This window comes from Geothrix fuzhouensis (assembly GCF_024609325.1).
Lineage (GTDB): Bacteria > Acidobacteriota > Holophagae > Holophagales > Holophagaceae > Geothrix > Geothrix fuzhouensis.
The window spans coordinates 886,246-900,747 of record NZ_JANHMQ010000001.1 but is presented as its reverse complement, the minus strand read 5'-3'; the positions used below and the strand labels follow the sequence as shown (position 1 = coordinate 900,747).

Annotated in this window: 14 protein-coding genes and 1 tRNA gene; 5 read left to right on the top strand and 10 right to left on the bottom strand. The window is 66.5% G+C overall.

What is annotated here, in order from left to right:
- Window positions 1-64: 64 nt before the first annotated feature.
- The 3 genes from NOV74_RS04160 to aroF form a co-directional block, all read right to left on the bottom strand.
- A tRNA-Leu gene (locus tag NOV74_RS04160) sits at window positions 65-150 on the bottom strand.
- Window positions 151-216: 66 nt separating this feature from the next.
- Window positions 217-567: a preprotein translocase subunit SecG gene (gene secG, locus NOV74_RS04155; RefSeq protein ID WP_257309525.1), complete on the bottom strand. Its 351-nt coding sequence runs from the start codon at window positions 565-567 to the stop codon at window positions 217-219.
- A gap of 38 nt (window positions 568-605) precedes the next feature.
- Complete coding sequence (gene aroF / locus NOV74_RS04150; RefSeq protein WP_257309523.1) at window positions 606-1,637, bottom strand: 3-deoxy-7-phosphoheptulonate synthase; 1,032 nt, start codon at window positions 1,635-1,637, stop codon at window positions 606-608.
- Window positions 1,638-1,732: 95 nt separating this feature from the next.
- On the opposite strand from aroF, the gene NOV74_RS04145 reads away from it, so the two are divergent.
- Together NOV74_RS04145 and NOV74_RS04140 are read left to right on the top strand one after the other, a co-directional pair.
- Window positions 1,733-2,485 (top strand): hypothetical protein, encoded by a 753-nt coding sequence (locus NOV74_RS04145; protein ID WP_257309521.1) that lies wholly within the window; start codon window positions 1,733-1,735, stop codon window positions 2,483-2,485.
- Window positions 2,485-3,225, top strand: a complete 741-nt coding sequence (locus tag NOV74_RS04140) for a zf-TFIIB domain-containing protein (protein WP_257309519.1) — start codon at window positions 2,485-2,487, stop codon at window positions 3,223-3,225. The genes NOV74_RS04145 and NOV74_RS04140 overlap by 1 nt, the downstream gene beginning before the upstream one ends.
- On the opposite strand, the gene tpiA is transcribed toward NOV74_RS04140, so the two are convergent.
- From tpiA to NOV74_RS04125, 3 genes are all read right to left on the bottom strand, one after another.
- Window positions 3,226-3,960: a triose-phosphate isomerase gene (gene tpiA / locus NOV74_RS04135; protein ID WP_257309517.1), complete on the bottom strand. Its 735-nt coding sequence runs from the start codon at window positions 3,958-3,960 to the stop codon at window positions 3,226-3,228. It lies immediately after the preceding gene.
- 119 nt (window positions 3,961-4,079) lie between these two features.
- Window positions 4,080-5,276 (bottom strand): phosphoglycerate kinase, encoded by a 1,197-nt coding sequence (locus NOV74_RS04130; RefSeq protein WP_257309515.1) that lies wholly within the window; start codon window positions 5,274-5,276, stop codon window positions 4,080-4,082.
- Between the two features lie 52 nt (window positions 5,277-5,328).
- On the bottom strand, window positions 5,329-6,066 hold the full coding sequence (locus tag NOV74_RS04125) for a class I SAM-dependent DNA methyltransferase (protein ID WP_257309513.1): 738 nt from the start codon (window positions 6,064-6,066) through the stop codon (window positions 5,329-5,331).
- Window positions 6,067-6,171: 105 nt separating this feature from the next.
- On the opposite strand from NOV74_RS04125, the gene rbfA reads away from it, so the two are divergent.
- The gene (rbfA, locus tag NOV74_RS04120; protein WP_257309511.1) at window positions 6,172-6,564 is read left to right on the top strand and encodes a 30S ribosome-binding factor RbfA; all 393 of its coding nucleotides are present in this window, start codon (window positions 6,172-6,174) and stop codon (window positions 6,562-6,564) included.
- Entirely contained in the window at window positions 6,565-7,473 is a 909-nt protein-coding gene (gene truB, locus NOV74_RS04115; RefSeq protein WP_257309509.1) for a tRNA pseudouridine(55) synthase TruB, read from the top strand. It begins immediately after the preceding gene.
- 125 nt (window positions 7,474-7,598) lie between these two features.
- Here the strand turns inward: truB and NOV74_RS04110 are convergent, their stop codons facing one another.
- From NOV74_RS04110 to NOV74_RS04095, 4 genes are all read right to left on the bottom strand, one after another.
- Window positions 7,599-7,862 carry a hypothetical protein gene (locus tag NOV74_RS04110; protein ID WP_257309507.1) on the bottom strand — a complete coding sequence of 88 codons (264 nt, stop codon included), beginning with the start codon at window positions 7,860-7,862 and terminating at the stop codon, window positions 7,599-7,601.
- Window positions 7,863-7,889: 27 nt separating this feature from the next.
- Complete coding sequence (locus tag NOV74_RS04105) at window positions 7,890-9,320, bottom strand: 2-oxoacid:acceptor oxidoreductase family protein (protein ID WP_257309505.1); 1,431 nt, start codon at window positions 9,318-9,320, stop codon at window positions 7,890-7,892.
- Window positions 9,317-10,717, bottom strand: coding sequence for a 3-methyl-2-oxobutanoate dehydrogenase subunit VorB (gene vorB / locus NOV74_RS04100; protein ID WP_257309504.1), 1,401 nt, complete (start codon window positions 10,715-10,717; stop codon window positions 9,317-9,319). Before vorB ends, NOV74_RS04105 begins: the two co-directional genes overlap by 4 nt.
- A gap of 323 nt (window positions 10,718-11,040) precedes the next feature.
- Window positions 11,041-11,919 carry an NAD(+)/NADH kinase gene (locus NOV74_RS04095; protein ID WP_257309502.1) on the bottom strand — a complete coding sequence of 293 codons (879 nt, stop codon included), beginning with the start codon at window positions 11,917-11,919 and terminating at the stop codon, window positions 11,041-11,043.
- Window positions 11,920-11,947: 28 nt separating this feature from the next.
- Between NOV74_RS04095 and NOV74_RS04090 the strand changes: the two genes are divergently transcribed.
- Window positions 11,948-14,431, top strand: coding sequence for a penicillin-binding protein 1A (locus NOV74_RS04090; protein WP_257309500.1), 2,484 nt, complete (start codon window positions 11,948-11,950; stop codon window positions 14,429-14,431).
- The last annotated feature ends 71 nt before the right edge of the window (window positions 14,432-14,502 follow it).

Here is a 14,502-nt window from a genome sequence, read left to right as displayed (position 1 = left end):
GTCACCGAGAGCTGACAACTGATGGCTGACAGCAAAAGAGCGCCGAAACCGGCGCTCTTTCGTTTGGTGCCCGCGAGCAGACTCGAACTGCTACGGCTTGTGGCCACCACCCCCTCAAGATGGCGTGTCTACCAATTTCACCACGCGGGCACGTGGAACAACCATCTTCACCCAAAGCGCGAATGCGGTCAATGCCCCGTTTCGCGCAGGGCGAGCCTACTTCTTCGCGGGAGCCGGGGTGGGTGCGTGAGCAGGCGCAGGAGCGGGTGCAGGTACGATCGGCGCCGGCACGGTGATGGTGGGCTTGTCGGAGATCTTCTCCAGCACGGAGCGGTTGCCACGGATGATCAGGACTTCGATGAGCAGCGTGGTGCCCAGGAAGCCGGCGGCCAGCCAATAGGTGGCCTTCGAGAGGAAGGGCGTGGCGCCCTGGGCGCCGAAAGCCGAGTTCGCGCCGCCGCCGCCGAAGGAGGCGCCGAGCCCCCCCTTGGTGCCGGGCTGCAGCAGGATCGTCCCGATGAGCAGGACACCGAAAAGGATCAGAAGCGCGAGGGCGAGGCCATTCATGGAAACTCCGAACCTCCTAGTCTTGCACAGGGCGGGGCCTACATCCAGAGCCCAGTGAGGCTGGGCGCCTGCAGGGCGCGATGCACGGCCTGGGCCCGTTCCACCAGGCGGATGAAGTCCGAAGGCAGCAGGGCCTGGGGGCCATCGCTCAGGGCCTTCTCGGGGTTGCAGTGGGTCTCGACCAGCAGGCCATCGGCGCCCGCGGCCACGCCCGCGAGGGCGCAGGGGATAACCAGGTCCCGCCGCCCCGTGGCGTGGCTGGGGTCGACCATGACCGGCAGATGAGTGAGGATCTTCGCCGCCGGGATCACGCTGACGTCCAGTGTGTTGCGGGCGTGATCGGACCAGGTCCGGATGCCCCGCTCGCAAAGCACCAGGTTCCGGTTGCCCTCGCCGAGCACGTACTCCGCGGCGTAGAGCCACTCCTCCAGAGTGGCCGAGGGACCCCGCTTGAGGAGCACGGGTTTTTCGCAGCGTCCGGCCCGGCGCAACAGAGCGAAGTTCTGCATGTTGCGGGCGCCGATCTGCACCATGTCGGCGCTGCGCTCTACATCGTCGAAGGTCTCGATTTCCGTGGCCTCGGTGACGATGCCGAGGCCGAACTCGGCGCGGGCCTCCTCCAGTAGCCGCAGGCCTTCCAGCCCCAAGCCCTGGAAGGCATAGGGACTGGTGCGTGGCTTGAATGCGCCAGCCCGCAACAGCTTCACGCCGGCCTCGGCCACGTAGCGGGCCACGGTGAAGAGCTGTTCCCGGCTTTCCACGCCGCAGGGCCCCCCCACCAGCACCAGGTCGGGCCCGCCGATCTTCACGCCGCGCACGTCCACCACCGTGCGCTCCGCGGCCGCGTCCGCGCTGGCCAGCTTGTAGGGGCTGGTGATGGGCACCACGCGCCGGACGCCCGCCATGGGTTCGATGCGGTCCGGCTTCAGCGCCTTGGAGGCGTTCGGCGCCACGATGCTGAGGGCCTCCGGGGTTTCGTTCACCTGGCTGCGGATGCCCGCGGATTCCAGGAGGGCCAGGACTTCGCCCACCTGGTCGCGGGTGGCGGAGGGTTCCATAAGAATGAGCATGCGGCCTCGCGAAGGAGCCTGATTCTACCGCTCAGAAAGGAAGGGCCGTCTGGACAGGGACCAGGCCCGCCCCCAGACTTGGGCCGGAGGTCACCATGCGGCGCACTCCCATCCTGCTCCTCGCCCCCCTGATGCTGGCACTGGCCTGTCAACGGCCAGAGGTGGAAGCCTTCCGGCAGCATCCCGGGCCCGTGAGCGTGTCGGTGAGCCTGCCCGCGGGCCTGGCCGATCGTGAGGGCTTCCAGAAGGAATACGCCTCGGCCCTGCGGGCCCGGCTGGCCACCCGGGTGGTGGTTGTTCCGGAAGGCGTGCAGCCACCAGTGGGGGCCGTGGAACTCCAGGTGGATATTCGGGATGTCTCCCCGGCGCCGGGCCAGCCCAGCCCCACCACCGTGGGGGTGGCTGTGGGAGCGACTGTGGGCGCCCTGAGCGCAGCTTCGGGCAACCGTGGCTGGAGCGTGGTGGATGGCCTGTTCTGGGGCCTGTGGGCCGGCTCCAACGCGGCCATGGCCCAGGAACACACTCGCGATCGGCTGGGCTACCGGCCTCAGGTGGTCCGGGCCCAGGTCCGGCTGGTCCAGCCCGGGAATCCGGAACCGCTCTGGACCGACGCCATCGAACCGTCAGAGGTGGTCGAGGCCATGGATCCCCTCCCCCCCGGATCGCGGGACGACGACGGCCGCATCCGTGAGGAGGAGGCCAAGGGCTTCGCCCGCGTCGTGGTACAGAAACTGTCTTCCGAGTTCCACTGGATGCGGCTCGCGGAGCAGCGCTTCTACCAGGAGCCCGCCGCAAAGCGGGACGAGCCGCCCCCGGCCAAGCCGGACCCGGAACCGAAGAAAGACTGATGGAAGCCCAGACCCTCCGCTGTTCCGGTTGCGGTGCTCCGGTACCTCCGGATGTGCCGCAATGTCCCTATTGCCAGGCCCAGCTGGCCACGGTGGCCTGTGCCGCCTGTTTCGCCCTGGTGCCATTGTCGGCCAGCCACTGTCCGGCCTGTGGGGCCGCCATGGCCCCGCGAGCCTCGGGCACAGCCGAAGGAGCCCCCTGTCCTGCCTGCGGGAGGCCCCTCGCCGCCAGCCGCGTGGGTGATCTTGAGACGCTGGCCTGCCTGGCCTGCGGCGGCCTATGGCTGGACCGGGCCATGTTCGAGCAGCTGGGTGCCAGCCGGGAGCGCCAGGGCGCCGTGCTGGGGGCTCTTCCGGCCCCTTGGGCCCCGCCCGTGACGGCGCTGGGGGCCGTGCAGTACCGCCCTTGTCCTGCCTGTGGGCAGCGCATGAACCGGGTGAACTACGCACGGCGATCAGGGGTGGTGCTGGATGTCTGCAAGGCCCACGGCCTTTGGTTCGACCGGGACGAGCTGCGCCGACTGCTGGGCTTCATCGCCGGTGGTGGCCTGGACCGCGCCCGGGAGCAGGAGCTCGCCGAGCTGAAGGAGGCGAAGCGCGCCACGGTCGAGATCACCGAACACCCAGCTTCTTCCTATGAATTCGGGCAGCAGCTGGGCGCACCCAATCACTGGCTCACGGCAGCGGGCTTGGTCGGGCTGGTCGTCGAAGTGGCGGATCACTTCCTGAGCCGTGACTGATCAGCCCGCCTGCTTCACCAGGGTGGCGAACTTCACGGGATCCAGGCTGGCGCCGCCCACTAGGCCGCCGGCCACCTCGGGAATGTCGAGCAGCTCGGGGAAGTTCTCGGGGGTGATGCTGCCGCCATAGAGGATGGGGACCGGACCGAAGGTCAGGTTCATGAGCGTGACGATCCTCGATTTGATGAAGGCGTGGGCTTGGCGGATCTGGCCCACGTCCGCACGCAGGCCGGTGCCGATGGCCCAGACCGGTTCGTAGGCCACCCAGAGGGGCGTGGGGCCGGTGCGGGCCAGAATGGAGAGCTGGCGGTCCAGGACCTCCAGGGTCCGGCCCTGCTGCCGCTCCTCAAGGGTCTCGCCCACGCAGAGCAGAGGAAGCAGGTTCCAGTCGCGGGCGGCCTTCACCTTCGCCACCAGAGCCTCGTCCGTTTCGCCGAAGAGCTGGCGGCGCTCGCTGTGGCCCAGGATCACGCCTGAACAGCCCGCGTCCTGGAGTTGAGCCATGGAGATCTCGCCCGTATAGGCGCCGTTCGGTTCCGCGTGGCCGTTCTGCCCGAACACGCGCACCTGGCGGCTTCGGAGGCTGTCGGCCACGGGGCGGATGAGGTGGAAGGGGGGCGCGATGGCGGCCGTCACCGAAGGCGATTGCGTGTAGTCCGCGAGGAAGGTTTCGCAAAAATCGCGGGCCTGGTCGGACAGGAAATTCATTTTCCAGTTGGCGACGACGAAGCGCATGAGGATCTCCTGGGTGGCGCAGGACCAGTCGACGGCGGGGTGGCCGGGGCAGGACCAGTGGGGGAGAAGTAGAGGCTATCAGCGATCCACCTGCCCGGCATGTCCTGCCTGGAGGCTGGTCAGCGTTGGAGGGCCGCGACGCCCGGCAGTTCGAGGCCACTGAGGAATTCCAGGCTGGCGCCGCCACCCGTGGAGACATGGCTCATCCGGGCGGCCACGCCGGCCTTGTTCACGGCTGCCACGCTGTCGCCGCCGCCCACCAGTACGAAGGCACCCCGGTCCGCGGCCTCGGCCAGTTCCTCGGCCATGCTCAGGGTGCCGGCCGCGTACGAGGCCATCTCGAAGACGCCCATGGGGCCGTTCCAGAGCAGCGTCTTCGCCGCGCGGATCTCGGCCGCGTAGGTGGCGACAGTTTCAGGGCCGATATCGAGCGCCATCCGGCCAGCGGGGATGTTCTGGTCCACCGTGATGGCGCAATCGGCGTCCTCCTTGAATTCGGAGGCGGCCAGATGATCCAGGGGCAGCAGCAGGCGAGTGCCCTTGATCCCAGCCTGCTTCAGCAGGTCCAGGGCCAGGTCCAGCTTGTCCTCCTCGCACAGGCTCTTCCCGATCTCGAAGCCCTGGGCCTTGAGGAAGGTGTAGCTCATGGCGCCACCGATGAGGATGGCGTCGGCCTTGCCGAGGAAGTTCTGGATGAGTTCGATCTTGTCGCTCACCTTGGCGCCGCCGAAGATCACCACCAGTGGCTTTTCCGGGTTCTCCGTGACTTTTCCGAGGGCCTTCAGCTCCTTCTCCATGAGGAAGCCCGCGGCCACGCGCTCCTTGGGGAAGTGGGCGACCATGCCGCTGACGGAGGCGTGGGCCCGATGCGCCGCGCCGAAGGCGTCGTTCACGTAGGTGTCCGCCAGCTTTGCCAGGCTGGTGGCGAAGTCATCGTTGTTCTTGGTCTCACCCTTCTCGAAGCGCAGGTTCTCCAGCAGGAGCACCTGGCCTGGTTTCAGGGCGGCGGCTTCGGCTTCCACGGCCGGGCCATTCACGTAGCTGGCCAGGCGGCAGTCGAAGCCCTGCTCCTTCAGCCAGGCAGCTACCGGCGCGGCGCTGAAGGCGACCTCGAAACCCTTGCCCTCGGGCCGGCCCAGATGGGAAGCCAATACCACCGAGGCCCCGCCATCCAGCAGGCACTTCAGGGTGGGAAGGGTCTCACGGATGCGGGTGGCATCCGTGATGCGGCCTTCTTTCAGCGGCACATTCAGATCAGCCCGGAGAAAGACCCGGTGGCCCTTGACGTTGAGATCCCGCACCGACTGGAAGCCCATGGCTGCTCCTTGCATTTGGAACCTTCCATTCTGACGGAGGATGGCCAGGGCGTCATCCAAACTGCTGACAGGGTTTCTCGAAGATGCCGATCCAACGGGGGCTGTCCTCGGTGAAGGCCTCCCCGGTGTAGGTGCCCATGACGCACCGCAGGCGCAGACCTGCGGTGGCAGCCATTTCCTGGAGGGCCGCGGGCTGATAGAGGCGGACGCTCTCCATGGCCTCGCGAGTCTCCCCGGTATCCAGCTGCGTGAGGGTCATGTGCTTCACGATGCGGTCCCCTTCGATGGCGCGGCGGCTCAGGACCCGCACCCCGGCGCGCTCCAGGGTGTCTTCGGGCACCAGGGTGCGTCTCACCTCCTCGGCGTTGAGGTAGTCCATCACCAGCACGCCGCCGGTGCGTAAGTGGCGCCCCAGATCCAGCATCAGCTCGCGATTCTGGTCATCAGAGAAGTAGCCAAAAGGTGTGAACCAGAGACAGATGCCGGAGAGCGAGTGCTCCTTCACGGGCAGGCGCCGCATGTCGCCCCGGAGCAGGCAGGCACGCAGGCTCGTAGGAGCCAGGCGGAGGAGTGCCGGGGAGAGGTCCATGCCGAAGGCCAGAGGATTACCCTGGCGCAGGATCTCAAGGTGGCGTCCCGCGCCGCAACCCAGATCCAGCACGGGACCCTGGCCCAGTTCCGGAGCCACCCGCAGAGCCTGGCTCACCGCCAGACGAGCCTCCTCCGCGTCCCGGTGGGCGTAGAGCAGGGCATAGTCTTCGTCGAACCACGCTTCGAACCAGTCGGTCAAGGCAGCGCCCTTTGAAAAACCCAGGGTATCCAATGGCGGAGGCCCGTGCCGCCAGAGAAGGTGAAAAGGCTGGGTGGGGTACAATGGGAACGGCAAAGGAAAACCATGCAACGCCCTGAACGCCTTGAAGACCAAGTCCACTTCCTCCTCTCGACAATCGTGCAGCGCGAGCTCCGGGATCCCGAGCTGGGTTTTGTGACGCTCACGGCCGTCCGTCTCTCACCGGACCGGAGTGTGGCCAAGGTGTACTTCACCGTGCTCCCCGCGAACGGCGGGGATCAGGAGGCCCAGGACGGCCTTACCCGCAAGGCCCTGGGGCGCGCGGCGGGCTTCCTGCGCAGTCAGCTGGCCTCGCGCCTCAAGATGAAGCGGGTACCAGAACTGCGCTTCTTCCCGGACGGCACCCTGGAAGACGGCAACCACATGGAGACCCTCCTCGCGGACATCGAGAAGGAGCGGGCCGCGCGGCCCGTGGACCCGGAAGCGGAAGAAACTTGAATGGTTGAATCCGGCATCCACCTCGTCCACAAGGCCGTGGGCCAGAGCAGCTTTGACGTGATCCGCGGCTTCAAGCGCCGGGCCTTCGAGGCAGGGCAGAAGAAGCTGGCCCTGGGCCATGGCGGCACACTGGACCCCTTTGCAGACGGCCTGCTGCTGGTGCTGGCGGGCCAGGCCACACGGCTGATGGAATTGATGCATCCGCTGCCGAAGACCTACGTGGCCGAGGTCGCCTGGGGCGTGGAAACCGATACCTGCGACCTGCACGGCAAGCCGGTTTCCGAGGCTTTTTCCACGGGCTTGACGCCGGAAGCCCTGGATGCCGCCCTGGCACCCTTTCTGGGCTGGACGGACCAGGTGCCCCCCGCCACCAGCGCCAAGAAGATCGACGGTGAGGCAGCCTACAAGAAGGCCCACCGTGGCGAAGAAGTCGTGATGAAGCCCTGCCGTGTCTTCCTGCTCTCCGCCCGCTGGATCGCCCACGATCTCACCCACGGTCGACCTCAGCGCAGCACCCTGGAACTCACCTGCCGGGGCGGCTTCTACGTGCGCAGCCTGGCCCGAGACCTGGGTCGGGCGATGGGCTACGGTGCCCACCTCACGGCCCTCCGCCGCACCGCCATCGGGCCCTGGGTCGATCCAGGCGAGGGCTCGGAGCGCCTGCTCACTGGTGCGGACCTGCTGCCGTGGTGCCCGGCGCGCCTGCTCTCGGATGAAGAAGCGGATCACCTGGCCCACGGCCGCGCCATCCCCACGGGCGAAGCCCGACCTGCCACTTGGGCCATGCCCGAGGGCTTCCCCGACCCCGGCGCGCCCCTTCGGGCCATCCACGGCGGCCGCCTCGTGGCCCTGCTCAAGCCCACCGAAGCAGGGCTGAGGACTTTCGCGAACCTGCGGGGCGGCCTGTAGCGAGGCGCAACTGCTGGGACAGGATTAACAGGATTGAAGGCTGGATTAACAGGATTAGTGCTTTTGAAATCCTGTTAATCCTTCAGTTCATCCTGTTAATCCTGTCCCCGTTTTCCCGTCTGAATTCAGTCCTGAACAGGCACCCGAGCCGCCAGCTCATCGAGGACGTTCAGCATGTGCTGACATTCCTCGCAGCTGGTGTGGGGGCTGCCGCAGGGGAAGCCGTCGCTCTGCATCCCCAGGCACCGGGGCTGCTGGATGAAGCGCACCAGGTCTTCGAAGAGGCCGGAGACCTTGGCACGGAGCGGGCTGTCCGGGATCTCCCGGAGGGCCATGACAATCTTCCATTCCTCGGCGCTGAGGGTGGTCTGGATGGCGATATCCGTCATGGCTGCCTCCTGGGGAGATGCCGGGCGTTACTTTTCGAGCGCTTCCACGGACTTGATGCCCCAGGCGAAAGCTTCTTCGTTGAGGGGGATCAGGGCGCACTTGTCCTTCAGGGCCGTGCGGATCGAGCCGAGCAGAGTGTCCTTGGGGAAGATGTTCGTGGCGGCCTGGAGGGCGCCCAGGGCCACGATGTTCTTCACCACGGCCTTGCCCAGGTCGGTGGCAATGCCCGTGAAGGGCACCGGGAACATCTTGATGCTGGGATCCAGCACGGGGGCGTCGGTCACCACGGAGCTGTCGTAGATGACGAAGCCGCCCTTGCGGACCGTGGGGCCGAACTTGGCGAGGCTCGGGGCGTTGAAGGCGATGAGCACCTGGGGATCCGGGGAGCCTGGGTTCAGCACCTCGTCCTCGGCTACATGCACATCAGCGTAGGATGTGCCTCCGCGGCTTTCGGGGCCGTAACTGGGAATGTGGGTGGCGTCAAAGCCCTCGCTGATGGCGGCGCGGGCGATGAGCATGGCGGCGGTCTGGGCGCCGTCACCACCCGAGCCGGCCAGCTTCAACGAGATGTCGTTCAGCGCCAGATGCGTGGGGAAGCCCTTGCAGAAGCGCTCGGGATGCTCGGAGGTGGCGCCAGCCAGGCTGAGGATCTTCTCGCCCTTGAAACAGGGCGGGTTCCGCTTGAACCAGGGATCGACGGTGATGTCCTTCTTCACGCCCAGGGGGTACACGGGCTCCATGCATTCCTTGACCCACTTCTCGGTCTCTTCAGGGTTCATCTTCAGGTGCGTGGGGCACTCCGCCAGCACCTCGATGAACGAGTAGCCGCGGCCTTCCACCTGGAGCTTGATGGCCTTCTGGATGGCCTTCTTGGCCTTGATTCGCTGCTTGGCATCGTAAAGGGCCACCCGCTCGACGTAGACCGGCCCATCGAGTCCGGCGATGAGCTCCGCCATCTTCATGGGCTGGCCGTTGTACTCGTTGCGACCTGCCGGGCTTGTGGAGCTGGTCTGGCCCATCAGCGTGGTCGGGGCCATCTGGCCGCCGGTCATGCCATAAATGGCGTTGTTGATGAAGATGACGGTGATGGGGGCGCCGAGCTGGGCCGTGGCCACGGTTTCCGCGAGGCCGATGGAGGCCAAGTCGCCGTCGCCCTGGTAGCTGATGACCACGCTCTCGGGGTTGGCGAACTTGTGGCCCAGGGCCACCACGGGCGCACGGCCATGGGCGGCCTGGGTGTTGCCCACATCGAAGTAGTAGTAGAGGAAGACCGAGCAGCCTACGGGGCTCACGGCCACTGTGCGGTCCTGGATGCCCAGCTCGTCGATGGCGTCGGCCAGGTACTTGTGGGCCAAGCCATGACCGCAGCCAGGGCAGTAGTGGGTGGCGTGGCCCTTCAGGCCCTCGCCGTGGGAATGGCGCTCAAACCGGTCGTAGAAGACGCTGGCCTTGCTCATGCGAGCACCTCCTTCCGACCCAGGACCCGGGTCATGATTTCGCTCTGCTGGGGCAGGACGCCGCCCATGCGGCGCACGGATTCGATCTCGGGGAACTGGTAGACGCCGGCCTTGCTGAGGGCGAGGCGGATCTCATCCTCCAGCTGCCCGGCGCTGGCCTCCACCACCACGAGGCGCTGGGCGCCATGGATGGCTGCTTTCAGCTCTTCCACGGGGAAGGGCCAGAGGGTGATGGGTCGGAAGAGGCCGGCCTTGATGCCCTGATGCCGAAGTTCCTGAACCGCGCCCTTGGCCGTGCGGGCCGGGGTGTTGCAAGCGATGAGCACCACCTCGGCGTCGTCGCAGAGGAAGGATTCACCGCGAGCCTCGACCTTCATGGCGTCGTACTTGGCGTTCAAGTGCACGTTGTGGGCCTCGAGATCGCTCTCGGTGAGGAAGATCGACGTGATGACGTTCCGGCGGTGCATGGCATCGCCGTAGACCGCCCATTTGGGGATGCCGGGTTTGATCATGGTGTCGGGTAGCTGCACCTTGCCCGTCATCTGGCCCAGGTACCCGTCTCCAAGCAGGATCACGGGATTGCGGTATTTGAAAGTGAGCTCGAAGGCCAGCATGGTGAGGTCGAGCATTTCCTGGGGGGTGGAGGGCGCCAGTACGATGGCCTGGGTGTTGCCGTGGCCGAGGCCGTGGCAGGCCAGCTTGATGTCGGACTGCTCAGGGGCGATGTTGCCGAGGCCCGGCCCGCCGCGCATGACATCCACGAAGACACCCGGCAGCTCCGCGCCGATCATGTAGGACACGCCCTCGAGCATCAGGCTGAAGCCCGGCGAGGAGGTGAAGGTCATGGTGGGCAGGCCCGCGCCGGCGGTGCCGTACATCATGTTCACGGTAGCCACTTCGCTCACAGCCTGGATGAAGGTGCCGTCGAGCTTGGGCAGGAACTTGGCCATCAGCTCGGCGCCCTCGGTGGAGGGGGTGATGGGGTAGCCGTAGACGTGGCGGCAACCTGCCAGCAATGCGCCCAGGGCCGAGGCGTACGTGCCCTTGATGACCAGGGGCTCGGTGCGGGGCAGCGGCAGCACTTCGGAGGGCAGATCCACCGGCACGGGTGCATCGCTGGGCTTCACGCCGAAGATCTTGGCCGGGTCCTCCAGTTCGAAGTCCTGGATCTCGCCTTCGTGGGCGGGTCGCAGGCCGTAGGGCTCGGGGCAGGCGTCCATGCAGAGACCGCAGGCGTTGCAGTTCGTGAGGTCCAGTTCCACCGGGACCAGGCCCGTCAGGGGGTTGATCTGGTCGCTGAGGGTGATGCAGTCCTTGGCGCAGGCGTCGAGACACCGGCCGCAGCCCTTGCAGTACTCCGGCAGCAAATAGGGTTTGGGTCGTTCTTTGAGGGCCATGGAGACTCCATGCAGGGACACAGGTCCTACTAGGTGGAAGTGTCATGCCCACCCCATGTGCGCGTGGTCACAAGCGGGCCGCAGCGCAGACTGCCGCCGACCAGATGGTCGGGAATGGCAAGGGGGCGGGGCGGTCTGCGGCGGACAGACCGGACAGAAGGCTGGAGTCTGGAGGTACTGCTTCCTGCTGCGCCGCCATGCGGCGCGCCTGATAGCCCAGTGCGGGGCTGACCCACCCGGCCGGCCCAACGGGAAAAGCCTGGTGCGGTCCGCAGGGCCGCCCAGAGAGCCGTAGCTCCAGCCTCCAATCTCCAGCCTGAATCCTACCGATCGCCCCAATGCAGCTTCTGCTGTAGCAAGGCGAAGAAGTCGAGGCCGGGTCGCTGGAGCAGGGTGATGCGGGTCTGGGCCTGGCGCAGCCGGACTTCGTCACCGGGCAGCAGCTGGTAGCCGACCTGGCCGTCCAGGGTGAGGTGGGCGTCCTCGGCTTCTTCCAAGGTGATCGAGATGGGCTGGGAGGCGGGCACCACGGACGGTCGGAGCGTCAGGGTGTGGGGGCAGATGGGGGCGATGACGAAGGCTTCGAGGCTGGGATGCAGGATGGGGCCACCTGCCGACAGGGAATAGGCGGTGGACCCGGTGGGCGTCGCCACGATGAGTCCGTCCGCCTTGATGGGTCCTGCGTCCTGGTCGCCCACCCGCAGATGCATGTCCATGATGCGGGCCAGGGCACCCTTGGCCACGACCGCGTCGTTCAGCACTGTCTGCTGGGCCAGCAGGCGGTTGCCGCGCCAGAGTTCCACCTCCAGCATGGGGCGCCGGTCCGCCACGAGCGTCCCTGCGAGGAAGGCCTGGACGGCGCTGGTGGCCTCAGAGACGGGATGGGCCGTGAGGAATCCCAGGGAGCCGAGGTTGATGCCCAGGATGGGGGTGCCTCGCATGCCCACGCGCCGGGCGGCGTGGAGCAGGGTTCCGTCGCCTCCGAGCACCAGGCACAGGTCCGGAACAGGGCCCGAGACACCCAGTTCCGGGTCGAGCGCCAGATGGGCAGGGTCCAGGCCAGCTTCAGCCCAGGCTTCAGCCAACGCCGGTTCGCTCGTCACGAGCCAGCCCCGCTCAAGGAAAGAAGGCAGCGCCTCGCGCAGGGTGGAAGCCAAGCGCGGGGATTTGATCTTGGCCACGAGAATCAGTCGCTGGGGCATGGGATCACTCTAACGCTATCCTTGGGGCATGGCTCCCACCCAGGCATCCTCCTCCACTTCTTCACGCCGGTGGTTCGGCCGAGCGCTGTGGGCCTTCCTGGCCCTGGCAGTGGTCGGGGCGGCCACTCTGGCCGTGTCCTGGTCCATCATGTCGCGGGACGCGGACAGCTTCCTGACGATGTTCGCGATTCGCGTGCCCAAGACCATCACCAAGGTGCTCGACCACGACGGCAACGTGATCGGCATCTTCGCCGAGGAGCACCGGGTGGTGATCCCCTACGGCGACATTCCCAAAGCCTTCGTGAATGCCCTGGTCGCCACGGAGGATCAGGATTTCTGGGGCCATAGCGGCGTCTCGGCCCGGGGCCTCGTGCGCTCGGGCGTGAATTTCATCACCAGCTTCGGCCGCCGCCGAGAAGGTGCCTCGACGCTGACCATGCAGCTCATCCGCACCGTCACTGCCAAGCGCCAGAAGCGACTGGACCGCAAGCTGAAAGAGATCATCCTCGCCCGCAAGCTGGAGAAGGCCTACTCCAAGAAGCAGATCATGGAGATGTACGCCAACGAGGTGTACTTCGGTGGGGGCCGCTACGGCATCGAGGCGGCCGCGGAATTCTATTTCGGGAAGAGCGCCCCCCAGCTCAACGTGGAGGAGTGCGCCCTCTTGGCTGGCCTGGTGCAGAATCCGAACTGGTACAACCCCTATAACCCCGACCCGAAAGCACGTGCTGCCGCCAAGTCCCGGCGCAACCACGTGCTGCTGCGCATGGTGAAGGAGGACTATCTCAAGCCACAGGAGGCCAGCCTACTGGTTGACAAGCCCATCCGCCTGGCCCGCGAAAACGCCCGCGAAGAGGCGGTGGCTCCCTATGTGGTGGAGGAAGTCCGCAAGTACCTCTACGAGAAGTACGGCCGCGAGCAGGTTCTGAACGGCGGTCTGGAAGTGACGACCACCGTGGATAGCTACTGGCAGGAGGCCGCCAACGAAGCCGTCCAGGCCGGGCTGAGGGTCGTGGACCGGCGCCGTGGCTTCCGGAAAGATGCCGTGCAGTTCGTGACCGATCCCGAGACCACCCAGCTCAACGGCTGGAGGCACTATTTCGAGAACGGCGACAATGTTCGTGGCGTGATCCTCGGATGGAAGGGCGGGGTGGCCCAGGTCCGCATCGCCAAGGCGACCCTGGACGTGCCGGCAAGCGCCTTCGCGTGGGCTGGCAAAGACCTCCAGAAGCTGTTGCCCAGGGGAGCTGCGCCGCTCTTCATGGTGAAGACCGCGGACGACGGTACGCCGAAGACCGTGGAGCTGGATCAGGAGCCCCAGGTCGAGGGCGCCCTCATGGCGGTGGACCCCAAGACCGGCGAAATCCGCGCCATGGTGGGCGGGTATGACTTCAACCGCTCCAAGTTCAACCGCGCCACCCAGGCCCAGCGGCAGGTGGGTTCGACCATGAAGGCCTATGTCTACGGCGCGGCCTTCACCGCCGGAAAGACGCCCGCCAGCATGGTCCTGGACGTTCCGACCCGGTTCCTCGACACCGGGGATTTCCTCACGGTCACCCAGCCGGATGGCACCACGGAATACAAGCCCCTGCGTGGCAGCGCGAAACCCTACGAGCCAAAAAACTACGAGCGGGATTTCTGGGGACCCATTCCCATCTGGGAGGCCCTGCGGGATTCCCGCAATGTGCCCGCGGTGCGCACCCTTGAGGAGACCGGGGTGCTCAACGTCATTGATTACGCCCGCAAGTGCGGCCTGACCAGCAGCATTCCGGCGTACCCCAGCCTGGCCCTGGGTTCCGCGGATCTGACCCTCAAGGAGATGGTGCGCGGGTACGCCACCATTGCCAACGACGGCCTTCAGTCGCCGCCACCCTTCTTCATCAAGAAGGTGGTGGATCGCAACGGACGCGTCCTGGAGAGCCACAACGGCGCGGCCACCGAGCAGGTACTGGATCCTCAGAGCACCTTCCAGCTCATCCAGTGCCTCCAGGGCGTGGCGACCGCTGGCACCGGCGCCCGCGCCGGAGCGGAATTGCAGTGGCCCATCGCAGGCAAGACCGGGACCACGGATGAACACACGGATGCCTGGTTCATCGGCTTCTCCACGCGTGTGGTATGCGGGGTGTGGGTGGGACTCGACGAGAAGAAGACCATCTTCCGCGGGGCCGATGGCGCCAAGGTGGCCCTGCCCATCTGGATCGATTTCATGAAGGTGGCCCTGCCCACCACCCCCCGGGAGGAGTTCCAGGTTCCCGCGGGCATGGAGTGGGCAGACATCGACCGCTACACGGGCCTGCTGGCTACCTCGGCGACTGCCGACCGGGTGCTCCATCTCGCCTTCAAGCCCGGTACCACGCCTAAATCGGGCAGCGATGCCGAGGCCATCCAGAAAGTGAAGGAAGCTCGCGACAAGGCCCCAGTGCAACCCGTGGAGGTCCACGTCTGGGGCCGTCCCAAGCCGGTGGAGGAACCCAAGCCCGTGGACCTGAACGCGACGGATCCGAATGGATGATCCGTGTTTCACTCGCTCCAAAACAGAGGGCGCCCTTCGGCGCCCTCTGTTTTGGAGATTCGAGAAGACTA